Source organism: Leptospira yasudae (assembly GCF_003545925.1).
In the GTDB taxonomy this organism is placed as follows: domain Bacteria; phylum Spirochaetota; class Leptospiria; order Leptospirales; family Leptospiraceae; genus Leptospira; species Leptospira yasudae.
Genome location: NZ_QHCU01000006.1, coordinates 134,292 through 159,773 on the forward strand (window position 1 = coordinate 134,292; position 25,482 = coordinate 159,773).

Sequence of the window (25,482 nt, forward strand, 5' to 3'; positions counted from 1 at the left end):
CGAGATTGAATTTTATAAACTTAAAATAAGTGCAATTCTTTGGACCGAGTTTCAAATCCGATTGAATTCTTTTCGAAATGTTAGACTCAGAAATGCTCCTTTCGGGAGCATTTCTATTGCGTTTTTTTCAACGAGTCCCTTAGAGACATCACTCCCGACCTACGTCTTTAATGAGACCCGAACTCGAACGAAATGCGCTCAACGCTTTTGTTACGATCTCGATTTTTTTAAACCTTCCTCGGTTCTTTACGAAAAAAAGAAGCGATTAAGAATAAAATCCCCAACAACACATACGCGGTTACGAAAGAATTTAAACCGACATCGAATTGATTGAGAATATCGTTTCCTCGTAACGAGAATCCGTGAATGAAACCGGTCGCCGCGAGAAAGGCCGCGATCAAACAAGTGATCAAAGCTTTTTTGAAATCACGATCAATGACGAACACTGCGATCGAAGCCCAGATCATCGAAGAGATCAAAAATCCCTGCGACAGACTCAAAAGTCCTCCGAGTGGATAGGGAAGAAACGGTAATCCTAACGGAACATCCGACATCCAAAGATGCGCGGTTTCTTTTACGCCCGCGTTCTCCAGAATTCCGGCGATGGATCTGTCCGCGAAGTTGAAGGTGGATTGAACGAGAAGAACTCCCCAACCAGCAAGAGCGGGAAGAATTCCGACGACGACGGCGGGAGCGTGTCTGCTCGGAGTCGCTTCAAATGCTTGCGAACCGATTACGATTCCGATCCAAAGTACGATGGCCATTCCGGCTTCGACGGGAATCAAGGCTTGGATGAATGCGAGAAGACCGAAGAGCGCGACGATCGTCATAAACACTCCGTTGAGAGTGGAATAACCCGCTCTAGCGCCTAACGCTTTCCAGCCGGGATGTCCGATGTAGATCGTAGTCGGAAACGGAGATCCGAAAAAAGATCCCACAACGGTTCCCACTCCGTTCGCCATCAAAGAATCTCTGGTATTGAAGGAATCTCCCGAAGCTTCGGCGGATTCTATGTTTTGCAAAGAACCGATCACGTTAAAGATCCCCATCGGAATCAAAACGGAAAGATATTCGCGGATATCCGCGTGTTGAAACGCCGAGAACAAATCGCTTATGGAAAGAACCGGAAGATAAAGACCGATCTGACTCGTGGAACCTTTGAGCAACGCCCCGTCCATCATCGGATTTCCCCAAACGCCTTGCGACCAGGCAAGAATGGTTCCTAAGATGACGGAGACGAGTCCGCCCGGAAGACGAAACGGAAACACTACTCTAGCAAAGTATTGCAGAAGAATCACTCCGAACGGAAGAAACGCGATCAGAGGATTCTGAAAGGTTTTCACCAGAAAGTCCATGGAAATAAAGGTGATCGCGATTCCCGCAAGAGAAGAAAGAAGAGCGGCGCGAGGAGTCACCTTGCGGATCTTTTCCGCGACAAAGGAACCGGACATCTCGATCAAACCGGAAAGAAAACTCGCGACGAGTCCGACCTGCCAAGCCAATTTGTAATCGCCGGTTTTCTTATATACGGGAAGTATAATAAAGAATACGAATGCGAACAAGGATACGGTGTTGATCCCGTAGGGAAGGGCGGTGACGTCGGTCCGATTCTCCTTTTCGGCGAGACGGTGCGCCTGCCAGGAATAGAAGAGATTCCCGAGTAGAAGAGAAATTGCCGTTCCCGGAAGAATGACCTTATAAACGAAATCGCCCGGAACACCACATAACGTGGTCAGCAAAAAAGAAAGAACGAGAATCTGAATCAGATTGTCGATCATCAGACCGAAAAAGCCGTCCAAATCCCCCAGTACAAACCATTTTAATTTATTTTGGCTCATTGTTTCGATTTACTCCCAAAATCCACTTGAATCACGTTGGACTTATCGTCCTTCGTATCATCCTCTTTTTTCTCTGTTGTGACCGTCTTCTCGCCCGAACGGAAATCCTGCAGGATCTCAGGCTCCGTCGTAAAAACTTTTAGATTCGTCAATGTTTGTTGTGTTTTATCAAAATAGCGCAGGACACAATCCCAGGGAATGAAGACTTCTTCCCAAATGTATCCGAATTGAAGTTCCGCGTAGATCCATTCTTCCTGAAGGTCCAAACGACGAACGCCGCCCTTCGGTCCGAACACGAGAACGATCCCGGATTCTTTCTCGTCGCCGACTAACCCGCGTTTGCCGATGACGAGTTGGGGATGGGGAAGGGCTTGCAGATAGAAGGTCCCGAACTGATCCCAGTAAAGATCGAACAAAGAACGTTTGAACTTTCGGAGCGTCAGGATTTCTTCTTTCAGATTTTGTTTATCCATTCTTTAAATTCTGATCCGTAATTCCCGCGTTGGCCTCGTTCAAATAATCCCCGTGGATTTTGTATTCCGGAACGAGGGCCTTGAAGGCGAGGAAGATATCCTTGTCTTTGTTGGTGCGGCCCGCGTTCAGAAGTTCGTTAAAACGAGCGACGAACGTGGTCGTCTCCTGATTCTCCAGAGGCGCAGCGATCTTGATCTTTGGATGATGCGTTTTTTTGATTCCTTCCAAATCCAGAAGAAGTTCTTCGAACAGTTTTTCTCCGGGTCTGAGTCCTGTGAATTGGATCGAAATGTCCACATGCGGTCTGAGTCCGCAAAGACGAATCATTTCTTCGGCGAGATTCAAGATTTTGACGGGCTCACCCATCTCTAAGATAAAAATTTCTCCGCGTTCTCCCATACTTCCGGCCTGCAACACAAGCTGCGTCGCTTCGGGAATCGTCATGAAGTAACGAATCACATCCGGGTGCGTAACCGTAACGGGTCCGCCGTTTGCGATCTGTTCTCGGAAACGAGGAATCACCGAACCGTTCGAACCGAGAACGTTCCCGAAACGAACCGTGATGAACTTGGTTCTGGTTTCCCTCGAAACATGTTGCAGATACAATTCGGCGGCGCGTTTGGAAGCGCCCATGATGTTGACCGGATTGACTGCCTTATCGGTGGAAATGAGAACGAAACGTTCCACGCCGGAAAGTCTTGAAATGTCCGCGATGTTTTTCGTGCCGAGTATGTTGTTCATCACGGCTTCGGTCGGATTGACTTCCATCATCGGAACGTGTTTGTAAGCGGCGGAATGAAATACTACCTGCGGAGAATGTTTTTCAAAGATCGAACTGACTCTGGAAAGATTTTTGATGTCCGCGACGATCGGAACGAGTTCCACATTCTGACCTTGCAGTTTTTTCTTCAGTTCGTATTCGATTTCGTATAACGGCGTTTCGGCGGAATCCAGCAGGAGAATTCTCGAAGGTTCGAATACCGCGACCTGTCTGCAAAGTTCGCTTCCGATCGAACCGCCCGCACCGGTCACGAGAATCGATTTGCCTTTGAGATAAGAACGAATGGATTCGATTTCCAAGTCGACGACCGGACGACCCAAAAGGTCTTCCACCTGAACTTCCCGGAGTTGATTCAGTTTGGGAGAATCAAAAAACAAAGATCCCAAAGAGGGAAGAATCTTGAACTTCACGTCCGTACTTTCAAAAGAACGGATCAAACGGCTGATCAACTTTCCGTCCGGATTGGTGATCGCAATGATCACCTGTTTGACTCCGAACTGATGAATCATCTGTTCGGCTTGATCGATCTTTGCGAGGATCGGAACGCCTTGGATATGCGCGCCGATCTTTTGGACGTTGTCGTCCAAGAATCCGACCGGATTCAGCTTTAGTTCGTTGTGCCTACGGATTTCGGAAAGAAGCGTAGCGCCTACTTTTCCCGCACCGAGAATGAGCGTGGGAAGTCCTTCTTCCTTTGCCTTTTTGAGAATGTACTGATCGCGGAACACTCTCCAGGAAAAACTGCGGATACAAAGAAAGCTCAAAAGAAGAAGCGTATCGAGAACCGGAACCATTCTCGAGAGCTGTTCGAATCGGTTGTAGAACAAAAGCGCCGTAGTCGAAATCAGGGAAGAAAGAAGTGTTACCTTGATGATTTCCACGAGGTCGTGAATGGAAGCATAGGCCCAAATCGATCTGTAAATGTCCGAAAGAATAAAAACCGCGGCTCGGACGCTGATGACGATGAGTAAAGAGGTGAGAAATCTTTCCGGTTGAGCGAGAAAAACGAACGATTCGAAGCGGATCCAATGCGCCAAAAAGTAGGAGATTCCCATGAATAAAAGATCCAAAGGGAAGACCCACATTCTTCGATTCCAATGACCGAGCATGTAGGAAATAAAATCCGCTTGTTCCTAAAAGTCCAATCTTTTTGAAATGAATGCGGCCGATTTTTGGGCGAATCGAAAAATGTGTTGCAGAAATTCTTTTCTTGCCCCACTCCAATAGGAGAATAAATCGGTTCTAATATCGGGACACCTTGAAAGAAATTATCATCAACCTCCAAGGAGATCTGGACTTTAAATTGGGAGAAGCGCTGCTTTCCAAATTGGAAGATCTCGCGGAAGCTCCTCGCAAAATTCTTTTGGACGCATCGGGACTTCAAACGGCAACGTTAGAGGGAGCTTCCATATTAAACCGACTTCCGGAACGGTTTCCGCAAACCAAGTTCGCGATCTGCTCCGTTCCGGGCGGAATCGAAATTTCTTCCCAACAAGAAAACGAAATCCCCGTATTCGGAGATCGGGAATCGGCAAAAGCCCATCTGACCGCGGAGGACGCAAACGGAGGGGCGTTTACGGAGAATTCTCCCGTCCTGGTGAATTGTCCGAACTGCTTTCATATGCTGAAGATACAGGTTTCCGGAAACTACGCCTGCCCGGCCTGTCATTCCAAGTTTTTCGTAACGAAGGACTGGCGCACTTCTCCGTTCGAAAGATTATTATAATATTCTTACATTTCCTCGAAGAACTTGATGGTTTCCAGAACTTCGACGGGGACGTTTCCCGCTTGAAAGTACGGATTGTATCTTTTTTTGATTCCGGAAACGAGTCTGCGTTTTCTGGCCTCGAAAGAATCCATGGACTCCTTGAGGATCGGATTCTTCTGCAACTCGCCGCGAAGCTGCGGAGAAAACGGAACGTAACGGTTGAGTATGTCCCTCGAAACGCGATTGAGTCTGAGTTTGCCGGAGGATTCGAACAGAATCCAATACGAATAATCGCTAGCGAACAAGTCCTTTAGATTTTTCTTATATTTTACCAGCTGTTGATCGATTCCTTTTTTCGCGTCGGGCGTCAAAGCCGGAGACTTACGGTAATTCTCCAGATACAAATAATATTCCGAAGTCAGCGAAGGAGGGGAAGAATCCTTCCATTTTCTTCCGCGGACGGTTCGTTCGATTTCCCAGCGGAATTCTCCGAGGGTTCTCGTGATCGCAAGAGTCATGTTCTCGTTTAAGATCTGCGGAAATACGAGACGTCCTCTCGACGAAAGTCCCGAAGTGATTTCCTGCCAAAGAACGCCTCTGCTTCCGAACACGGGAAGAATGATACAATCGGGACAGATTTCCTTCATTGCAAGTTCGGGTTTGCCCGGAGTCTGTTCGGGTTCGAAAGAGATCTGTCTGTAAAAAAGATGCTTATCGATTTTATGAACGTGATCGACGACCGCGTTCAGTTTTTCCGGGGTCACCAAGAACGCATCCGTCTCTCCGTACATCTGATCTTCGGAAAGAATCGGATACGCGAGGTTCGGATTGGCGGATACTCCGATCAGACCGTTGAACAATAAATTGCTGAGTTCCCAATCCAATAAATGAAGAAGGTCTTCGATTCCGCTGTCGCCCGCGAATTCGTCCGTTCCGGTTTTACGCAACATCGTCGCGCGCACTTGTTCGTACGATTGCGCCAAGTGATTTCGCGAAGGAATTTTCTTTCCGGAAAGAATGAGACCGAGCCATTCCGGTAAAAAATACACGGCGATCTTATGATTGGAAGGATTTGCATCCTGAGTATAACCGCGGATCTTCTGAAGAGTTCCGTAGAGCTGAACGATTCTTCCCGCCGAAAGAAGATTCTCGTCCATATAAAAGAAGTATAAAAACAGAAGAACCGCTTTCGGAACCGGACCGATGTCCGATCTGTATCTCGCATAACAAGCGGAGTACAGTTGAATGAAGGTTTGAATTTCTTCGGGTTTGTGTTCCTTGCGGACAAGACCGGGATGTTCCTTAAAGGCTTGCACCCTTCGTTGAATCTCGGACGTGGCCGAGTTCCCCATCGCCGCGTAGTTCAAAATCTGCGTTAGACTCCCTTGAAATTCTTCGGGAAGAGCGATATCTTCCTGAGCGCTGACGCCGCCCATTTGAATTCCGCCCCAAGCCCTCGTTTTTTCCGCGTCTTTTTCGGGAGGAGTCTCGACTTGAATTCCCATATCATTTCCGTTTAAACTGAGGATCTTCGCGTCGAAACGAATCCATTCCTTGTCTTCGCCGGAAAACAATACGTGAATCTTATCCCCGGTCGATACGGGAAACGAATGATACAACTTCTTCGTAAAAACTTTCGCGTGAAGAGTTTTCTGAACGGAGTCCGGACCGGGCGGCCCCGAATACAAAAGTCCGGGGAAGGCTTCTTCCCCATCGGTCAAGAATACGACGGGAATCAATTTTCTCGGATGAGGTCCGAGATCGTGAACGAGATGTTGCAATCTTTTGACGATGAGTGCGTCTCTCCAAGCGGGGAGTTCTCCCTGATGTGCGAGAAACGAAGCAAGTTCCGGAAGAAACACTTCCTGAAACCAAGAGTGAGAATCCGAGATCTTTTGAAGAACGGAGATGGATGCGTGATCCACAAAAGAGTGAATTTGAATCACGTCTCTTCCGTTCATGTAGGTCAGCGGAAGTTTTTTGAGAATTTTAGCGCGCAACGCGGCGCGATGTTTGATCGAATTTCGAAAACGTCTTTCTAGATAATATCCGGCAAGCAACAGGAGAGCCACAAAGATAGTTCCGTTGATGACCGGGATCCAAGAAAATTCCGGCCAGACAAGAATGGGGCGGGCTTGCGCTAAAAAAAACATGCGAACTGTATAAGTTTCTTTTTTTCAGGGTCAAGCAGGATTCTTAGAAGCGATTTCAGTATAAGAACCTGTCCCAAAAAAACTCGGCATCTCACTCCTGTGAGTCGCTCGACGGAGAAAGAACCTTGCAGCTTGATCTTTCTGACAAAGTAAATCGGGTTTTTGGGACGCGCCGTAAAGAATTCTGCAAACAAATTCCAAAACTTCGAACCGATCTTATCTTAGATCAAAGAAAAGAGCGTTTCAACTCGAAAAGATTTTTAGATCGATCGAAAAAATCTTCTTTCCAAAAGAATCGATCCGAATGCTGGTGGAATTACAGTCCATTTTCATGGGATTCATCGACGTCCACGTCGGTGGGAAGACGGTTAGAATCCGTCACGGTATCCGCCGCTGTAAGAGGGACGAAAGGCATATTAAGTCACTGGGGCAACCTGGGAAGGCATGCTGAGTAGGAAGATCTCAAGTCAGAATACGACCCTATGAAAATCCTGAAGATACGTTTCGTCCTCGGAAGTAAGGCGATCCGTAACTTAAAAAAGACAATTTCTCATTAACACGCGTTAGATGCTCCTCGGAGAATTTCTACGCTTACATATCGTTCGTCTTGAAGTTTACTCTGCAAGGAGGAGTATTCTATGCGTACCGTTTCTACGTCCGTGGAACGGAACAAGGATCTTTCCGTGTCATTAGATCCGTTCCTGACCGTATCGTTGATTTTTGTTTCTTTGTTCGTGATTTATATCGTCGGCTTGGAACCGATGCCCGAACTGCACGCGTCGTTTCACGATATACGACACGCGACCGGATTTCCCTGTCACTGAAGATGAAAGGAATCCTTTTACAGAGACTCGTCTTAGGATCTAAGGCGGGTTTGATCGCCGGTTTGACGTACGGAATCTTACTTCAATTCCTAGTCGGACCGTTGATCCTCAAGGCCGAAACTTTCGAAACGAAAACGGAGACGACTTCCGCGCATTCGCATTCTCATGGTACCGGAGTCAAAGCGCACCATCATCACGAAACGACCGTTTCAGAAGGGGATTCTTCCGCTCCTTCTGGGAAACGTTTTTTGTGGACTTGGATCGGCTGCCTTCTTTTGGGTCTTGCCTTCGGGATTCTCGCGACCTTAGCGCATTGTATTTTAGAATTTAGGAATATTCTATCTTCTGAATTCTTTTCTGCGTCCTGGAAACCTTCCCTTTTGATCGCCGTTTCCGGATTCCTGATCTTTTTCGGAATTCCATCTTTGGGCCTTCCTCCGCAACTTCCCGGAGTGATCGGCTCGGAAGAAGACTTCGAATCCAGGCAATTCTGGTGGCTGCAATCGGTCGGTTTGTCTTCGATCGGTTTGATTCTTAGCTTGTATTTGCAGATACGCTTTCCGAAAGAGAGAAGCATAGCACTTCTACTTTGCGTTTTGTTATGGATTCTGTTGTTCGGTTTTCTGTTTTGGATTCCGGGAGTTCCTCCGTATTCGACCGAAACGCCCGTCCCGAATTCACTCCGAGTGGAATTCGTTTTCAACAGTATCCTCGCGAACCTCGTTTTTTGGAGCGTGATCGGATTTCTGGTAACGCGTTTCCTAAGAACAAAACAAAACGTTTTTGTCTCAGCGGAAACGGGAAGGGCGTAAAACTATGAACGGTCTTGGAATTCTCATCGTGGGCCATGGAAGCAGAGAAACTTCCTCCAGTGAGGAATTCGAGACCTTTGTGGAAGGATATCGCAGACTTCATCCCGAATCTGAAATCCGAATCGCTTACGTCGAACTCGCGCAGCCGGATCTAAAAACGGCCTTGCGCGAGCTTGCATCCGCCCACACAAAAATTCTCATCGTTCCCTTATTCTTATTCGCGAGCGGACACGTAAAAAACGACATCGCTCTGATCCTTTCGGATCTCAAAGAGGAATTTCCGAACCACAAATGGATCACCGCCTTACCTTTGGGAATTCATTCGAATATCATAAAATTATTATCCATCCGATCTCGCACCTCTGAACACTTTAAGGAAGAATCCGTTTCCAAAACCGCCGTTATCGTCGTGGGCAGAGGGGCTTCGGACGCGGATGCCAACGGAGATTTCTACAAGGCCGTGCGATTTTTCGAAGAAGCGAATTCCTTTCTCTTCGTCAAACCCTGTTTTATCGGAATCACAAAACCGCTGTTACACGAAAGTATAGAAATGGCGGCGAAACTCAGGCCGGAGCGGTTGCTGATTCTCCCGTATTTCCTATTTGATGGAAAACTAATACAAAAGATTTCTCATATAGCCGGGGAATATTCGCAGAGTCATCCTTGGATTCGGATCGAGGTCGCGCCTCATTTCGGACCCGATCCGATCCTGTATCCGATCCTCGATGAAAGAATCTCGCAGGCTCTTTCGGGCAAAGCCGCTCTTCCCTGCGATCACTGCGAATACAGAGTTTCCATTCCGGGTCTCAAGAACAAAGTCGGCGGACTCAATTCTCTTCTTTGGAGCATGAGACATCTCGAGACGCATACGCAAGCGGCGCCGCACGAGTTTCCGCATCGAAATTTAAAAAAACATATCTACGTTTGCGAGAACGTGGATTGCGCGAGCAAGGGAAGCATTTCCCTGATTCATCGTCTCCGTTCCGCGATCAAAAAACACGGAAGACAAACCGACTTTCGCGTATCGAAGAGTTCCTGTTTGGGAAGATGCGGAGAAGGGCCCACAGTGGTCGTTTATCCGGACGGAATCTGGTATCAAAAGGTCGATGAAAACGACGCCGAAGAATTGGTCGCCGAACACCTGTTTAACGACCGTCTCGTGTCGCGACTCGTAGACAATATCATGCAGTAATGGGAGGAAATCAAATGGCATGTCACGAAGTGGCCGCTCTGCGGTTGGGAATGATGAACGTAATCGGAATCAAGGACGAGGCTACGATCCGTCACGAAAGGGCCGAGATCGGCGAAGACGCGTTAGGCGCTCCGGGACCGATTCGTTCTCTTGCGGAAGCCAAGGACTTGGAATCTCTCATCAAATTTTACGAGGCTTCTCTGAGCGATTTGGAGGAGACGATCTCCAAAACCTCCAAAGACGATCCGAAGATGTCGTATTATCGTTCCCTTTTGATTCTTACCAAAAAGGTGGAACTCGAACTGAAGAATTCCCTTTTGTCCTTTCAGAATCTGTTTCGCGATCTGGAAGAGATGCACGACTTCGTTCACGAAATTTATCCGGCATAAATCGATGGCAAATCCTCCGAAAAAAGCGGTCGTCCAAAACGTGATTCGAACCGAAGGTTCGGCGACGATTACCTTCGTTTCCAAAAGCGGGCCTCTTCATTTTTCAGGAGGTCAATACGTGATCTTCAACTGCGGTTTTATCGCGGAAGAAGGAAAGGAAATCAAACGCGCCTATTCGATCTTTTCCTCGGACGATAAACAGGAAGAGTTTCAGATCCGCATCCAGCCGTTAAACGGGGGATTCGCTTCCCGGTATATTCCAAATCTTGCAATCGGTTCCGAACTCGATTTTTCGGGGCCTTGGGGTAAGTTTATCGCAAACCCTTCCTGGCCCAAAGACGGAAGAATTCTTCTCGTAGCGACCGATACGGGAATCACGGCGATCATCAGTATTCTTCAATCCAACCGATGGAAAGACAAGTTCGAACGCACTGCGGTTCTTTGGTTTTTATCTCCCGCCGACGGATTTATTTCCGTGCAGGAAGTTTTGGACCTGCTACCAAACACATTCCATTCTTTGCATATACTTCCGATTTCTCCGATCGGCGATCGCCTACGCGAAGAAGAATGTCTGCGTGCGGTTACGGAAGAATTGGATTCTTCCATTTTCCCGAACAACGCGTTTTTAGCGGGGGATGGGAAATTGATCCGAATGATCCGAGACGTTCTTTTAGTCCGGGGACTTTCGGAAGAGAACGTCGGATTGGAAACGTTCTTCCATTCGATGCGGGAATCGGAAAACGTTCGACCTTGAAGCGACCACTTTATGGCTACGAAAGAATTAAGAGAAGGATTCACTACGGGAGCTTGTTCCGCCGCCGCGGCAAAAGCGGCCACCCGTCTTCTCTTAAAACGGGAACCCGTTTTGGAAATCGAAACGACTTTGCCTAACAAACGTCAGGTGCTATTTCCGGTCAAACGATGCGAACTCGACGGAGAAGTCGCGATCTGCAGCGTGATCAAGGACGCGGGAGACGATCCGGATTGCACGCACGGAGCCGAACTCACGGCGCGAGTTCGCTTAACAAAAGAGAGCAGAATCGTCCTGAAAGGCGGAGACGGAGTCGCGACGGTAACTAAGGCGGGACTCGGTCTCGAAGTGGGTGAGCCCGCGATCAATCCGGTTCCAAGAAAGAACATCAGCGAAATGATCCTCGAAGAACTCGAAGGAAGTTCGTATAACGGCGCCGAGGTGGAGATCAGCGTACCGGGCGGCCAGGAAATGGCGAAGAAGACGATGAACGAACGTCTGGGTTTGATCGGAGGGATTTCCATCTTGGGCACGACCGGAATCGTAAAGCCGTATTCCACCGCCGCGTTCAAGGCAAGCGTGATCCAAGCCGTTCAGATGGCGAAAGAATACGGAATCGATACCGTCGTATTGACGACCGGAGGCAAATCCGAAAAGTTCGCGATGGATCTTTTGCCTTCCTTGAACGAACTCTCCTTTATTCAGGTCGGCGATTTTATCGGAACCGGAATCAAAACCTCGGTCAAGGAATCCATGCGTCACGTCATCATCGTGGGGATGATCGGCAAGTTATCCAAGATGGCCGACGGAGTGATGATGACTCATAGAGGCGGTTCCTCCGTGAACACGAAATTGTTATCCGAAATCGCGCGATCGATCGGAATCCCGGAACCGATCGCGGTTGAAATTCAAAACGCAAACACGGCAAGACACGTATTGGAAGTCTGCAAAGCGAACGGTTACGAACATATCACCACGAGAATCTGCGAGATCGTCGCGAAGAACTGTTCCAAACACGCGGGAACGAATCTACAAATCTCCTGTTATATGGTGGACTTCGACGGAGTCCTGCTCGGCAAATGCGAGAACTTCTCGCAAAACATAGAATCAACGGAAGGAAATCCCGAACATGAATGACATGAGACAAATGACGTCTCTCGGAAGGGAAATCGAAGACAAATCCTTTTCGATCATAGACGAAGAGGCCGGACCGCATTCTTTTTCAAAGGAAGAATGGGAAGTGGTCCGAAGAATCATCCACGCAACCGCCGACTTCGAATACAAAGACATCACGAAAATCCATAAACGCGCGGTCGACTCCGGGATCGCCGCGTTGCGAAGCGGTTGTCCTATCGTCTGCGACGTGCAGATGATCATCGCCGGTCTCAATCAGGAAAGACTCGCCGCCTACGGATGCAAGACGTACGGTTTCATCTCCGACGAAGACGTGATTCGAACCGCCAAAGAAAAGAACTCCACTCGTGCGATCGAATCGATCCGCAAGGCACATACATTAGGACTTTTGAATGGAGCAGTCCTCGCCGTCGGGAACGCGCCCACGGCCCTGCTTGAAATCGAACGGATGATCCGGGAAGAAAACGCAAAACCTGCCCTCGTCATCGGCGTTCCGGTAGGTTTCGTCTCCGCGGTCGAATCCAAGGAAGTGATTCTAACATTAGAATCTTCTGATACGCTTTCCACGCCTTACGTTCTGACGCGGGGAAGAAAAGGAGGAAGCACGATTGCGGTCGCGATCATTCACGCACTTCTTCTTTTATCCTCCAAACGAGGGGAACGATGAGAGCCGTCACCGTAATCGGAATGGGCGACGAAGGTTGTCCGGGGCTTTCCAGCCTCGCGATCAACGCGGTCTCCAAAGCGCAGGTTCTCGCGGGAGGCGAAAGACATTTGGATTTTTTTCCTCAATTCCGCGGTGAAAAGATCGTCTTCAAAGGGGATTTGATCCGAGCGACGGAACGGATCGCGGAACTCGCTTCCGAACATACCGTTTGCGTTCTCGCTTCGGGCGATCCTCTCTTTTTCGGAATCGGAAATCTCATCTCCAAAAAAGTGGGATTGGAACACGTCGACTTCATTCCCGCTCCGAGTTCGATTCAACAAGCGTTCGCTCGAGTCGGAATGAAATGGGACGACGCCGAAATTTTATCCCTACACGGAAGACAAATCGAGGGCCTGGTGACAAAGCTCCAATCTCTTCGTAAGGTCGCTCTGTTTACGGACGAGGTGAATCATCCTCGGGCGATCGCGTCCTATCTTTCAAACTTCGGCGAAACGGATTGGACCGCGTTCGTCTGCGAAAACCTAGGCGGCAAAGAGGAAAGAATCCGCAAGTTCGACATAAAATTGTTAAGCGAAGAAGAAGGGATCAATCCTTTGAACGTGCTGATTCTTACGCGAAACGAATCCGAATGGAAGCCCCCTTCGATTGTGCCTAACGTTCCCGAAGAGAACTACGCGAAACGAACCCCGAAAAAAGGACTGATCACCAAAAAGGAAGTGCGGATTCTTTCCGTCGCGTATCTCGACATCCGGGACGACAGCGTGATTTGGGACATCGGCGCGGGATCGGGATCGATTGCGATCGAAGCGGCTCAAATCGCCAAAAACGGAAAATCCTACGCCATAGAAGTCGATCCGGAAGGGATCGAGATCTGCAAACAAAACGTTCTTTCCCAAAAAACGGATAACGTTCACGTCGTTTCCGGAAAAGCGCCCGAAATTTTGGAACGGCTCCCCGATCCAGATTGTGTATTCGTAGGCGGCTCCAAAGGAAACCTATATGAGATTATTCGAATTTGCTTAAATAGACTCAGTTCTTCCGGAAGTTTGGTCGTCAACGCGGTAACTCTCGACAACGTCGCGGAAGCGTATCAAAGTTTCAAAAAACTTTGTCTCGTTCCCGACGTCACTCTTTTGAACGTTTCCCGGGCACAACCTCTCGCGGACTATCTGCGATACGAAGCTCTCAACCCGATTCATATCTTTAAAGTCACGAAGCCGGAGGGGTTTCAACGATGAAAACGAAATACGGAAAACTCTACGGAGTCGGAGTGGGCCCAGGCGCCACCGACTTGATCACTCTTAGAGCGGTTCACGTCTTGAATGGAGTAGACGTTCTTGCGATTCCGAAAAGCAGCGAACACTTAGAACCGTTCGCATGGAGAGTGTGTTCTCCGGTCGTTCGGGAAAATTCTTCCCAAGAAAAATTATTTCTTCATTTTCCGATGACTAAGGAACCGGAGATTCTGATTCCCGCTTGGGACAAAGCCTTTTCGGAAATCGGAGTTCGATTGGAAGCAGGGCATAACGTTGCATTTATCACGCAAGGAGATCCGAGCGTTTACAGTTCCTGGAGTTATCTTTTGGAAGAAGCGCAGGATCGATGGCCGGGTATCGAAGTCGAAATCGTTCCGGCCGTTTCATCCATCACGGCGATTCCCGCCGAATTGCAAACCCCGCTTGCGGACGGAAGAGAACGCTTTTGCGTCGTTCCGGGAACGTACGGAATCGAAGACTTACCCGAACTCGTAAAACAATTCGACACCGTGGTTCTTACGAAAGTGGGACAAGTCGTTCCGCAGCTCGTTGCCATGCTGAAGGAACTCGATCTGCTGCAAAACGCAAGCTACGTATCTTACGGAACCACGGATCGACAAAGAATCGTACGCGATTTGGAAACGATTCGAAACGAAAACTGCGATTACTTTTCGATGGTGATTCTTTCGATCCGAAAACGAAAAGGCGTATTAAGAGGACGGAATGTCGAAGCGGAATAGAAAACCATATTCCGTTTTTGTAATCACAAAACACGGACTCGAAATCGCCAAAAGAATCCGATCGGCTTGGGAAGAAGTGGACCTCTTCGTTTCTCCCAAGTTTCTCGATCAAGCGCCCGCCGGTTCCAAACCGCTTTCGCTTCCGATGGATCAAACGATGCGCGAAACGTTTCAGGAATACGACTGTCATATCTTCATCATCAGCGTAGGCGCCGTCGTTCGGATGATCGCGCCTTTATTAGAAAATAAGAAAGTGGATCCGGCCGTTCTTTGCGTCGACGATCGCGCGAATTTTTCGATCTGCGTCTTATCCGGTCACGTAGGCCGGGGAAATTTTTATACGGAACGTCTCGCGCAAACCCTGGAGAATACTCCCGTCATCACGACCGCGTCCGACGTTTCCGGCACGTTGACCGTGGACATACTCGGACGCGATTTCGGATGGAAACTGGAACATCCGGATCGGAACGTAACGCGAGGCTGCGCGGCGGTCGTCAACGAAACGAAAGTTTTATTCGTTCAGGAAACGGGAGAAGCCGACTGGTGGCCTCCGGATAAACCTCTTCCGAAAGGAGTGGAATACGCGACTTCCTGGGAGAACGTCGATCCTACGGAATACGAAATTCTTCTCATCGCCACGGATCGGAACGACTTAAAGACAAGAAGCATAGAACATTACAATAATTCTATATTATATCATCCTAAATCTCTGATACTAGGACTCGGATGCGATCGTGACATACCGTTTCAAACGGCGGAAAACGGGATTCTCAAAATTCTTTCGGAAAACGGACTCGCGATCGAAAGCGTACGCGCCATCGCAAGCGCGGACCTCAAAAAAGACGAGAACGCGTTTTTAGAACTCTGCGCAAAATACGGATGGGAATTGTCGACCTTCTCCTCCGAAGAATTGGATCAAGTCGCTTCGATTGTCAATCCTTCGAACACGGTGAAACATTTTGTGGGAACCAAATCGGTCAGCGAGGCGGCAAGCTTGCTCGCTTCCGGAGCGGAAGCATTACTCGTTCCCAAACAAAAATACAAGGAAGAAGAAAACGGTAAGAATCTCACCGTTGCGATTTCTCGAATTCCGTTTCCGAAACGATCGATGCCCGAGTTGACGACAGCCTCGAGGGAAAACGTATGAAGAAAGGAAAACTCAACATCGTCGGAATCGGACCGGGCAACGATTCGCACATTACGCCTGCGGTTTTAAAAGCGATACAGGAAGCGGATCTCGTCATCGGTTACGCGACCTACATCGGACTCGTCAAACACCACTTAGTCGGGAAGCAAGTGACAAGAACGGGAATGACCGAAGAAGTCGGCAGGGCGCAAGCCGCAGTCGACGCCGCCAGAGAAGGCAAAATCGTGACTCTGATCTCTTCCGGGGACGCGGGTGTGTATGGAATGGCGGGCCTCGTCTTCGAAGTCTTGCGTAAAATCGGATGGAAGAAGGAAGATTCACCCGAAATCAAAATGATTCCCGGAGTCACCGCGGATAGTTCCTGCGCTTCTCTTGTGGGCGCCCCTCTCGTTCACGATATGGCGAGAATCTCCCTTTCCGATCTTTTGACTCCTTGGGCCGTGATCGAAAACAGGATCGAGTGCGCCGCGAAAGGAGACTTTGTCATCACTCTTTACAACCCCGCCTCTGGCAGGAGACAAAGACAAATCGTAGAGGCTTCCAAAATTATTAAGCGACATCGCCCCGGAACGACCCCGGTCGCGCTCGTCAAAAGCGCGTATCGAAGACAACAGAACGTTCAGCTTTCGGATCTGGACAACTTTTTGGATTACGAAATCGGAATGAACACCACGGTACTCGTGGGCTCCACCAAAACGTTCGTCTACGAAGGTTTTATGGTCACCCCTCGCGGTTATACGAACAAATATTCCTTGGAAGACGGCAGCGTCAAGGAAGGACAAAGAAGGGCGTTTTCTCTTCGATCGGAAGGCGATCTGCAAAGCAGAACCTCCGAGAACGATCCATCACCGAATTTGAATATTACGAAAATCAAAGGCGCATTTCTAAAACCTTCGACTTCGGTGATCGAGGCGGAAACGAACCCTCAAGCCGCGCCCGTAAGTGCGACCGCGACCCTGGATTCTTCCGCAGTGAGGGCGATCGAAACCTTGGATCTTTTGACCAAGATGAAAGAAGAAAACGTTCCCAAACGAATCGATTCCATCGATCCGACCCGACACAAACTTTGTTTTATCGGCCGACTCGGCGGCGGAATTCTTTTTAAAAACAAGGATCGCTATTATATCGTGGGAAGATTGAAAACTCCCACGCGCTTCGAAGACTACGGTTTCCGCGATCCGGGAGAATACGGAGGTCGATACTGCGAACTCAAAGTGATCGATCCAAAAAGAGTTCTCGATCTCATTTTCGAATTCGCGATTTCGGCGCACAACGACATTCTTCCACGAGAAATATATGAGAAATTCATCATATACAGAAATTCTTCCGCAAGCGAACGGCTTCTCGGTTATGTAAAAACAGAAAGCGGAAAGGTTTTTATCGACGAGAAGGAATATTCGGACATTTCCTGGCTCGGCGCCATGCCCTTGGACGTCTGGTCTCTCGTCCGCGGAGTGATCCTAAAATGTTAAGCGAAGGTGCAGTATGAAGGTTTATATCATCGGAGCGGGGCCGGGCGATCCCGAACTCATCACGATCAAAGGAGCGAGACTCGTGGAAACCTGTCCCGTCGTTCTTTATACCGGATCACTCGTGCCGACCGCCGTTATCGAAAGAGCGAAAAAGGACGCAACCGTATTAGATTCCTCGAATATGACATTAGACGATATTTTAGAAGTAATTCTCCAGGCTAAAGAAAAGAACCAGGACGTGGCGAGGGTGCATACCGGAGATCCTTCGATCTTCGGGTCCACCGCCGAACAGATGAGAAGATTCGATTCTTTGAATATACAATACGAAATCGTACCCGGCGTCAGTTCCTTTACGGCGGCCGCCGCGGTTCTGGGCAAGGAACTCACCCTTCCCGAAGTTTCGCAAACGGTCATCATCACAAGAGCGGAAGGAAGAACACCGATGCCTGAAAAAGAGCGACTTGAAATTCTCGCACAATCGGGAGCCACTCTCACACTTTTTTTGAGCGTACTCCACATTCGAAAAATCGTAGAACAATTGACTCCTTTTTACGGAGCGGAATGTCCCGTGGCGGTCGTACAAAGAGCGACCTGGCCCGAACAGAAAATTTTAATCGGGACGTTATGCGACATCGCGGAGCGCGTCAAAGCCGAAAAAATTTCGTCGACGGCGATCATCTTCGTAGGTCCGGTTTTGGATTGTCGCGATTTTGCGGACTCGAGGTTGTATTCCGCCGATTTTTCGCACGGATTCAGAAAGGCAAAACGAAATCGATGAGCGAACCCGCAAAAGAAACCAGAGGCCTTGTTGTCGTTCATACCGGAAACGGAAAAGGAAAAACCACGGCGGCGCTCGGAATCGTATTTCGAGCCTTGGGTAGAGGAATGAAATGCGGGGTGATCCAATTTCTCAAGGGAAAATGGGAAACGGGGGAACGGAAATTCGCGAGAACGATTCCCGAACTCGACTTTCACGTTATGGGTCTGGGTTTTACTTGGGACAGCGACGATCTCGACAAGGACAAGGCCGCGGCGGAAGAGGCCTGGTCCGTTTCCGCAGGGATGATTCAAGAAGGAAATCATAATATTATAATACTCGATGAAATTACGTACGCCTTTCATTACGGATGGCTTCCAGTGGAAAAAGTTTTAGAAGTTTTAAAAGAACGTCCCCGCCACGTTCACGTGGTCGTCACCGGAAGAAACTGTCCCGAAGTTCTGCTGGAATACGCGGATCTCGTAAGCGTGATGGAAGCGAAAAAACATCCGTATCAAAGCGGAATTCCCGCGCAAAAAGGAATCGATTTCTGATGAACGATCCTGCTCGAAATTCTTCCCTTGAAAGAAACATTCCGAGAATCGTCGTCGCCGGAACCGGGAGCGGAGTCGGCAAGACGACAATCGTTCTCGCGCTAACGCAAGCCCTTCAAAAACGGGGGATGCACGTCGCGGTCTTTAAATGCGGCCCCGATTATTTGGACCCTACGTATCATTCTCGGGCCACCGGGAAAACTTGTCACAACTTAGACGGTTGGTTGATGGGAAAAGAATCCGTACTGAATACGTTCGGAGAAGCCTGTCATAACGCGGACATTGCGATCATCGAAGGCGTAATGGGATTGTTCGACGGACATTCTCCCAACGGAGAAGCGGGTTCCACCGCGGAAATCGCGAAGTGGTTGTCCGCGCCGGTGATCGTGATCTTGGATGCGGGCGGGATGGCAAGAACGGCGGCGGCGATTCTCAAAGGCTTGAAAGAATTCGACCCGGATCTGAACGTCGCGGGCGCATGTACGAATTTTATCGGAAGCAAATCACATATTCAACTTTTGGAAAGCGCTTCTTCGGACGTGCCGATCGTCGGCGGGTTTCCGAAACGACCCGAACACGCGTTTCCGGAAAGGCACCTTGGATTGTATTCCGCAGCTGAGAACGCCCTACCTGAGGAGATGTTTTCTTTTTGGGGAAGTTTAGCGGAAGAATGGTTGCAGATCGATTCGATCCTTGCAATCGCAAACACGGCCCCGAAACTCTCCGCACCCCGCCGCGAAACTCGATCCATCGCGCCTCGATGTAAAATCGGAATCGCGATGGATGCCGCCTTCCATTTTTATTATCAAGAAAATTTAATGCGACTGGAAGAAGCCGGAGCGGAACTCGTATTCTTTTCCCCGATCAAAGACAACCGATTGCCGGAAGTGGACGGATTGTACATAGGAGGAGGGTATCCGGAACTGCACGCCGCAGCCCTTTCCGAAAACCGAGAAATGTTAAACGACATTCGGGAATTTGCATATACGAACCGTCCCGTTTATGCGGAATGCGGCGGACTCATGTATCTTTCCGACTCGATTCGACTCGTTAACGGAGAATCGTATCCGATGGTCGGGTTGATTCGGGGAACGGTAACCATGGGAGAAAAACTAAAGGCGCTCGGTTACGTCGAAGTTTCCACGGAGATTCCCACCTTCTTCGGAGAACCCGGAATCCGTTTTAGAGGACATCAATTTCGTTATTCGGAATTGACTCTGGATTCTTCCGCTGAAATCGAACTTTCTTATAAACTCAGAAAACGGAGAGGAAACGAAACAAGCGAAGAGGGATATCTTCGAAATTCCGTTCTCGCGTCCTATGTTCACGTGCATTGGGCTTCCAATCCGATTCTACCGGAACGATTCGTACAAGCCTGCGCCCAAGCAAAGGTGATCCGATGAGTTCCATTCTATCCAATCCATCGAATGTCTCCTGGTTGGAAATCGATCTGAAAGAGGCGCATAACGTGTTGAGTTGGGCCGTGATCGGAGGCGGCTGGACGCAAACGGATCGGATCGTATGGCATAGGGTTCGCAACGAAGATCTTTCTCCCGAAATCGAACCGAGCGATTACTTCCGCGGACAATTATCACGGCGAGAAAAATCGGGAAACGTAGTCGGTTTTTTAACGAGCGCGTCCCTTGAAAATTATTCCGAAGTCCCTCTGCAACGGGGAACGCTGCAAATCAAATCCCTGGTAACCGCCGGTCTTGGAAACGCCGTTCGCATCGGAGATCCCCCCTTTGTTTCTCCTTCGTATGGAACGATCAACATTCTGGTCCGGTGTTCGGCGCCGATGGATTTAAGCGCGTCCTTGGAAGCGGTCTCTCTCATCGCGGAAGCGAGAACCCTTGCCGTTCTCGAAGCGGACGTCAAAAGCAAGGTGAGTCGAGATTTTTCAACGGGAACGGGTACCGATTGTATCGCGTTCGCCTCACCTTTGTTAGGCGATCCTATCCGTTACACGGGCAAACATACTCTTTCCGGTCATCTGATCGGCAAAGCGGTTTACGAATCCGTACGGCAAGGAATCGAGAAATGGAAAGAGGAAAAAATCAAAGCGGGAGGAACGTTTTGAAAAAGACATTGTATCTCATTCGAAACGCGGACATAGGAATCGATTATCGATTCAAATACGTCGGCCGACTCGATCCTCCACTTTCCGCTCAAGGAATTTCGGACGCGCAGTCGCTCGGAAATTACTGCAAAGAAACATTCCATTCTTCGAATGAACAAGTTTACCTCAGTCCGTCAAAAAGAAGTCTTCAAACTTGGAAAGAAATGGGTTTGGAATCTTCTTCGGAGCCGATCGTCATTCCGGCGTTGCAGGAAATTCATTTCGGAAATTGGGAAGGAAGAAGTTTTACGGAATTGGAGCAAATCGATCCGGAAGGTTTGATTCGTTGGGCCGCCGAGCCGTCTCTCTTCTCCTTCCCGAGCGGAGAATCCTTTAAAACGTTCGTGGACCGCATCGACTTCTTATCTTCTTTTTTAAAGGAGTCTTCCGCACAAAAGATCATTCTCGTTTCGCACGGAGGATTGATTTCCACATTGATCTGCCTTCTTCTAAAAATTCATCCTTCTTCTTACCTTCACTTCCAAGTGAAGAGCGCTTCGGTTTCTTCTATGGAAATTTTTTCTAACGGGACCGCATTGCTCACAAGCCTCAATCAATATTCCGCAAAACGGAGAAGCGAATGGCCGGTATAACCTTAATCACGGGCGGATGCAGAAGCGGCAAAAGCGGCTTTGCGTTACGGCTTGCGGAAGAATCTCAAGGTGAGAAAGTTTTCGTTGCAACCTGTCCGATCCTGGATGAGGAGATGCATCAAAGAATTCATAAACACAAACAAGAACGAGAAAACGCACGATGGATCACCGTCGAAGAAGAAACGAACCTCGCGAGTCGATTCGATTCCGACCGAATTCGGCCGGGATCGATCGTAGTCGTGGATTGTCTCAGCCTTTGGATCAACAATCTGCTCTATCAAGCCGAACGATCCGATCGTTTGTTAAACGAAGAGGAGGTTCGAATCCTTTGCAAAGAATTGACGCATACGATCTCCCGTTCTCCGATTGAAAGAGTGATTTTTGTGAGCAGTGAAGTCGGTTTGGGAATCGTTCCGCCAACCAAGTCAGGAAGAATTTACAGAGATCTTTTGGGAACTTGCAATCAAACCGTTGCACAAAGCGCGGACTCGGTCTACTTTATGGTCAGCGGGATTCCACTCTCGGTTCGGAATCCGAAACGCCGACAATTAGGATAAAAAAGCGAATATGGAACGTACAAAACACGGTGGAAATCTTTGGGAGCTTGCGCGCAGAGCAGGGTGCGCACCCGATCAAATTCTGGACTTTTCCGCAAATATCAATCCGCTCGGGTTCCCGGAATGGCTCCGCCCGTTTTTAAACTCTAAGATCAGCGATCTTGTCTCTTATCCCGATCCCGATTACGCGTCTTTGAAGGAAAAATTACATGCAAAATATGGAATATTCCCCGATCAGATCGTTTTCGGCAACGGAGCGGCGGAACTCATCCATCAGATTCCGTCTGCGGTAAACGCCGATTATGCGATTCTGATTGAACCTTGTTACGGCGGTTATCGGGAATCGATCCAACTTGCAAATCTTCCCTGCACGGAACTGCGCCTCCACGAAGAAGATTCGTTTCGTCTTCAAGTCGATGCGATCGAACAGGTTGTACGATCGAATCCTGACCGGAGGGCTTTGATCTTTTTAGGGCATCCGAACAATCCCACCGGACTCACTCTCAACAAAAAAGAAATTCAAACACTCGCGAAGACTTTCCCGGATAGTTTCTTTGTGATCGACGAATCGTTTATCGAATTCGTTTCCGAAGAAGATTCGTTTCAAAATGAACGAACCGAAAATATGATCTTGATCCGGTCTTTGACGAAAATTCTCGCGATTCCGGGACTGCGGATCGGATTCTGCAATGCTTCCGCAGAGATTTGTTCCCGACTCAACAAAAGACTTCCCAGTTGGAATGTCAACGCGCTCGCCGCCGCCGTTTCCGAAAAAGCGATCGACGATTCGGATTTTTTTAAAGCGACAAGAAACAAGGTTTCCGAATGGAGAGACGACTTCGTTGCAAAACTCGGTCGATTCGATTTTTTGCATGTATTCCCGAGCGAGACGAATTTTGTTCTCGTAAAAATACGGAACGAAAGAACAGGGTCTTCTCTCGCAAACGATCTTCTGTTAAAGTATAAGATCGCTGTCCGAGATTGCGGTAATTTTATCGGACTCTCCGAAAAATTCGTTCGCCTTGCGGTTCGAACTCCGGAAGAAAACGAAACGATCTTAAACGCCCTCTACGAGTTATCTCACGGTAAAACATATCCTCGAAAGGTTCCGCGCAAAACCCCGGCGGTCATGTTCCAAGGAACGGCGTCTAACGTAGGAAAAAGCGTTATGACCGCCGCATTCTGCCGGATTCTCGTTCAAGACGGAATCAAAGTCGCTCCGTTTAAATCGCAGAACATGGCCTTAAATTCTTTCGTTACCCGCGAAGGAGGGGAGATCGGACGGGCACAAGCCTTGCAGGCACAGGCCGCAAAAATTCTTCCGGACATTCGGATGAATCCCATTCTTCTCAAACCTTCGAGCGAAAAGGATTCACAGGTAATCATCAACGGTAAACCGATCGCCGCAATGGATTTCAGGGACTATACGAAATACAAATCCTTCGCGTTTGAAGAGGTGAAAAAAGCGTACGATTCGCTTTCATCCGAATATGACGCAATTCTAATAGAAGGAGCGGGCAGCGCATCCGAAGTGAACCTGAAAAAAAACGACATCGTAAACATGAGAATGGCGGAGTATGCAAAGGCCAACGTCTTTCTCATCGGAAACATCGATCACGGAGGAATTTTCGGATCGATCCTAGGAACGATGGAAACCCTAGCGGAATGGGAACGAAAACTCGTAGCCGGTTTTATCATCAACCGCTTTCGCGGAGTCAAAGAATTGCTCAAAACGGGAACGGAATATCTGGAAGAATACACGGGCAAACGCGTTCTAGGAATCGTTTCCCATCTTCAAAACCTGGAACTTCCCGAAGAAGACTCCCTTGAATTCAAATCGGGAGCGTTAGACGACACATCTCCCTTGGGAAATAGAATCGATGTCGCTTTGATCGACACTCCGAGAATCTCCAATCATACGGACATCGACGCGCTTCGGATGGAACCGGACGTACGCGTTCGCATCGTGAGAAGCCGAAAGGATCTGGGAGAACCGGACGTACTGATTCTTCCCGGAAGCAAAAACGTTATCACCGATCTGGATCATATACGCAATGTCGGTTTAGAGGAACCGATCCTAACCCTGGCGAATAACGGAAGAACGGATATCGTAGGCATTTGCGGCGGCTATCAAATGCTCGGAAGAAACGTCTTTGATCCGTATCGGATCGAAACGGATCGGGGAAACACAAAAGGCCTCGGACTTTTGGATCTGGAAACCGTATTAGAAAAAGATAAATTGCTCAAGCAAGTCAAGGCGATTCATAATCCGAGCGGCTGCGAAGTGGAGGGATACGAAATCCATCACGGAAGAACGGAGTCGATCGGACAAAACGCAACCATCTTTCAAAACGAAAACAAGGACGCTCTCGGTCATAGCGATTCAACGGGAAGAATCTGGGGAACATACATTCACGGAGTTTTCGATCGAGACGAATTTAGGAGAAATTATTTGGATCGGATCCGAACCCGAAACGGCAAACAACCCTTGGGTGAAATCCAAGTTTCGTACAACCTTGAAAAATCCCTGGACCGTTTAGCGGAACACGTTAGGCGATCTTTGGACGTGAACTTCGTTTATCAATTGATGGGACTTTGACGATGCCTTGGATCATAGCCGCATCCATCGTTTTCGATCTGATATTAGGCGACCCGAGAAACGCACCGCATCCGGTTCGTATCATCGGTAAATTCGCGAGAACTTCCGAAGTCTTCTTTCGTTCCGCATTTCGTTCGGAACGAATCGCGGGCGTTTTCACTTCTTGTTCCGTATATCTTCCTTCTTTTTTCATTCCTTTTTTGTTCATTCGATTTGCGGAAACGACGCATTGGATCTTCGGAACATTATTGTCTGCGATTACGATCTATACTACGATTGCGATTCGAGATATGATCGATCATAGCAGGGAAGTCTACGACGCTCTGGTTCAGAAAAATCTTCCTCTGGCACGCGAACGGGTCTCCCGTATCGTCGCACGAGACACGAAAGATCTCGAAGAACCGGAAATCATACGAGCCTGTGTCGAAAGCACTTCCGAAAGTCTGGTCGACGGAATCACCGCTCCTCTCTTTTACGCCGCATTCGGAGGACCGGCTTGGGCGATGTTGTATCGATCCATAAACACGTTAGACTCTCTTTTCGGATATAAGAACGAGCGATATCGGATGTTCGGGGGCTTCCCGGCAAGAATGGACGACATTGCCAATTACATTCCCGCGCGAATCACGTCCTGCGTCCTTGTATTTTCGTCTTGGGTTTTAGGATACAACTTTAAGAATTCATTCTATATCCTCTTGCGCGACGGGAGAAAACATCCGAGTCCGAATTCGGGTCTTGCGGAAGCGGCTGCAGCAGGAGCGCTGGAACTTCAGCTCGGAGGAATCAACTTTTACGACGGGGTCAAAAGCGAGAAACCGAAGCTCGGGGATTTCAAAAAGGAATTCCGGGTCGAACATATTCTTCAGGCAAATCGTTTGATTCTTCTTTCCTCCCTGTTCACCGCGTGCGTTTATATCCTGATTTATTTTTTATCCGCTTGGGTTTGGAAAGAATGGGTCACCTAA

Annotated in this window: 24 protein-coding genes and 1 riboswitch; of the genes, 20 read left to right on the top strand and 4 right to left on the bottom strand. The window is 48.6% G+C overall.

Translation table 11 applies throughout. The annotated features are described in order from the left end of the window. Positions 1–227: 227 nt before the first annotated feature. Genes DLM76_RS16980 through DLM76_RS16990 form a run of 3 tightly spaced genes read right to left on the bottom strand, consistent with a single transcriptional unit; the run spans position 228 to position 4,202 of the window. Entirely contained in the window at positions 228–1,838 is a 1,611-nt protein-coding gene (locus tag DLM76_RS16980; protein ID WP_118957097.1) for an NCS2 family permease, read from the bottom strand. Then, on the bottom strand, positions 1,835–2,311 hold the full coding sequence (locus tag DLM76_RS16985; protein WP_118957096.1) for a ClpXP protease specificity-enhancing factor SspB: 477 nt from the start codon (positions 2,309–2,311) through the stop codon (positions 1,835–1,837). Before DLM76_RS16985 ends, DLM76_RS16980 begins: the two co-directional genes overlap by 4 nt. Continuing rightward, on the bottom strand, positions 2,304–4,202 hold the full coding sequence (locus DLM76_RS16990) for a polysaccharide biosynthesis protein (protein ID WP_118965922.1): 1,899 nt from the start codon (positions 4,200–4,202) through the stop codon (positions 2,304–2,306). Before DLM76_RS16990 ends, DLM76_RS16985 begins: the two co-directional genes overlap by 8 nt. A gap of 149 nt (positions 4,203–4,351) precedes the next feature. Here DLM76_RS16990 and DLM76_RS16995 point away from each other — a divergent pair, with 149 nt between their 5' ends. After that, a complete protein-coding gene (locus tag DLM76_RS16995; protein ID WP_118965923.1) occupies positions 4,352–4,819 on the top strand; it encodes a DUF8512 domain-containing protein in 468 nt (155 codons plus the stop codon). 5 nt (positions 4,820–4,824) lie between these two features. On the opposite strand, the gene DLM76_RS17000 is transcribed toward DLM76_RS16995, so the two are convergent. Further along, positions 4,825–6,954 carry a DUF8509 domain-containing protein gene (locus DLM76_RS17000; RefSeq protein WP_118965924.1) on the bottom strand — a complete coding sequence of 710 codons (2,130 nt, stop codon included), beginning with the start codon at positions 6,952–6,954 and terminating at the stop codon, positions 4,825–4,827. 316 nt (positions 6,955–7,270) lie between these two features. Continuing rightward, positions 7,271–7,452: riboswitch (cobalamin riboswitch) on the top strand. Between the two features lie 140 nt (positions 7,453–7,592). Here DLM76_RS17000 and DLM76_RS17010 point away from each other — a divergent pair. From DLM76_RS17010 to cbiB, 19 genes are read left to right on the top strand one after another with little or no spacing between them, the layout of a single operon-like run. Beyond that, a complete protein-coding gene (locus DLM76_RS17010) occupies positions 7,593–7,778 on the top strand; it encodes a CbtB domain-containing protein (RefSeq protein WP_118965926.1) in 186 nt (61 codons plus the stop codon). Positions 7,779–7,780: 2 nt separating this feature from the next. Continuing rightward, positions 7,781–8,590, top strand: coding sequence for a CbtA family protein (locus tag DLM76_RS17015; protein ID WP_118965927.1), 810 nt, complete (start codon positions 7,781–7,783; stop codon positions 8,588–8,590). 4 nt (positions 8,591–8,594) lie between these two features. Further along, the gene (locus tag DLM76_RS17020; protein WP_118965928.1) at positions 8,595–9,782 is read left to right on the top strand and encodes a CbiX/SirB N-terminal domain-containing protein; all 1,188 of its coding nucleotides are present in this window, start codon (positions 8,595–8,597) and stop codon (positions 9,780–9,782) included. A 14-nt stretch (positions 9,783–9,796) separates the two neighbouring features. Next, positions 9,797–10,171: a DUF3209 family protein gene (locus DLM76_RS17025; protein ID WP_118965929.1), complete on the top strand. Its 375-nt coding sequence runs from the start codon at positions 9,797–9,799 to the stop codon at positions 10,169–10,171. A 4-nt stretch (positions 10,172–10,175) separates the two neighbouring features. Next, a complete protein-coding gene (locus tag DLM76_RS17030; protein ID WP_118965930.1) occupies positions 10,176–10,925 on the top strand; it encodes an FAD-dependent oxidoreductase in 750 nt (249 codons plus the stop codon). Positions 10,926–10,937: 12 nt separating this feature from the next. Further along, positions 10,938–12,059, top strand: coding sequence for a cobalt-precorrin-5B (C(1))-methyltransferase (locus DLM76_RS17035; RefSeq protein ID WP_118965931.1), 1,122 nt, complete (start codon positions 10,938–10,940; stop codon positions 12,057–12,059). Then, positions 12,052–12,723, top strand: a complete 672-nt coding sequence (locus tag DLM76_RS17040; RefSeq protein WP_118965932.1) for a precorrin-8X methylmutase — start codon at positions 12,052–12,054, stop codon at positions 12,721–12,723. Before DLM76_RS17035 ends, DLM76_RS17040 begins: the two co-directional genes overlap by 8 nt. Next, complete coding sequence (cbiE, locus tag DLM76_RS17045) at positions 12,720–13,961, top strand: precorrin-6y C5,15-methyltransferase (decarboxylating) subunit CbiE (protein WP_118965933.1); 1,242 nt, start codon at positions 12,720–12,722, stop codon at positions 13,959–13,961. The genes DLM76_RS17040 and cbiE overlap by 4 nt, the downstream gene beginning before the upstream one ends. After that, on the top strand, positions 13,958–14,719 hold the full coding sequence (cobI, locus tag DLM76_RS17050) for a precorrin-2 C(20)-methyltransferase (RefSeq protein WP_118965934.1): 762 nt from the start codon (positions 13,958–13,960) through the stop codon (positions 14,717–14,719). Before cbiE ends, cobI begins: the two co-directional genes overlap by 4 nt. Beyond that, the gene (locus DLM76_RS17055; protein WP_118965935.1) at positions 14,703–15,866 is read left to right on the top strand and encodes a cobalt-precorrin 5A hydrolase; all 1,164 of its coding nucleotides are present in this window, start codon (positions 14,703–14,705) and stop codon (positions 15,864–15,866) included. The genes cobI and DLM76_RS17055 overlap by 17 nt, the downstream gene beginning before the upstream one ends. Then, positions 15,863–17,338, top strand: a complete 1,476-nt coding sequence (gene cobJ, locus DLM76_RS17060) for a precorrin-3B C(17)-methyltransferase (RefSeq protein ID WP_118965936.1) — start codon at positions 15,863–15,865, stop codon at positions 17,336–17,338. Before DLM76_RS17055 ends, cobJ begins: the two co-directional genes overlap by 4 nt. Before the next feature lie 13 nt (positions 17,339–17,351). After that, positions 17,352–18,116 (top strand): precorrin-4 C(11)-methyltransferase, encoded by a 765-nt coding sequence (cobM, locus tag DLM76_RS21920; RefSeq protein ID WP_118965937.1) that lies wholly within the window; start codon positions 17,352–17,354, stop codon positions 18,114–18,116. After that, complete coding sequence (gene cobO / locus DLM76_RS17070; RefSeq protein WP_241548276.1) at positions 18,113–18,649, top strand: cob(I)yrinic acid a,c-diamide adenosyltransferase; 537 nt, start codon at positions 18,113–18,115, stop codon at positions 18,647–18,649. Before cobM ends, cobO begins: the two co-directional genes overlap by 4 nt. Then, entirely contained in the window at positions 18,649–20,052 is a 1,404-nt protein-coding gene (locus tag DLM76_RS17075; protein ID WP_118965939.1) for a cobyrinic acid a,c-diamide synthase CobB, read from the top strand. The genes cobO and DLM76_RS17075 overlap by 1 nt, the downstream gene beginning before the upstream one ends. Next, complete coding sequence (locus tag DLM76_RS17080; protein ID WP_118965940.1) at positions 20,049–20,729, top strand: adenosylcobinamide amidohydrolase; 681 nt, start codon at positions 20,049–20,051, stop codon at positions 20,727–20,729. Before DLM76_RS17075 ends, DLM76_RS17080 begins: the two co-directional genes overlap by 4 nt. Beyond that, on the top strand, positions 20,726–21,361 hold the full coding sequence (locus DLM76_RS17085; protein ID WP_158586395.1) for a histidine phosphatase family protein: 636 nt from the start codon (positions 20,726–20,728) through the stop codon (positions 21,359–21,361). Before DLM76_RS17080 ends, DLM76_RS17085 begins: the two co-directional genes overlap by 4 nt. Beyond that, positions 21,349–21,918, top strand: a complete 570-nt coding sequence (gene cobU / locus DLM76_RS17090; RefSeq protein ID WP_118957076.1) for a bifunctional adenosylcobinamide kinase/adenosylcobinamide-phosphate guanylyltransferase — start codon at positions 21,349–21,351, stop codon at positions 21,916–21,918. The genes DLM76_RS17085 and cobU overlap by 13 nt, the downstream gene beginning before the upstream one ends. Before the next feature lie 10 nt (positions 21,919–21,928). Continuing rightward, on the top strand, positions 21,929–24,517 hold the full coding sequence (locus DLM76_RS17095) for a cobyric acid synthase (RefSeq protein WP_118965942.1): 2,589 nt from the start codon (positions 21,929–21,931) through the stop codon (positions 24,515–24,517). A gap of 2 nt (positions 24,518–24,519) precedes the next feature. Next, entirely contained in the window at positions 24,520–25,482 is a 963-nt protein-coding gene (gene cbiB / locus DLM76_RS17100) for an adenosylcobinamide-phosphate synthase CbiB (RefSeq protein WP_118965943.1), read from the top strand.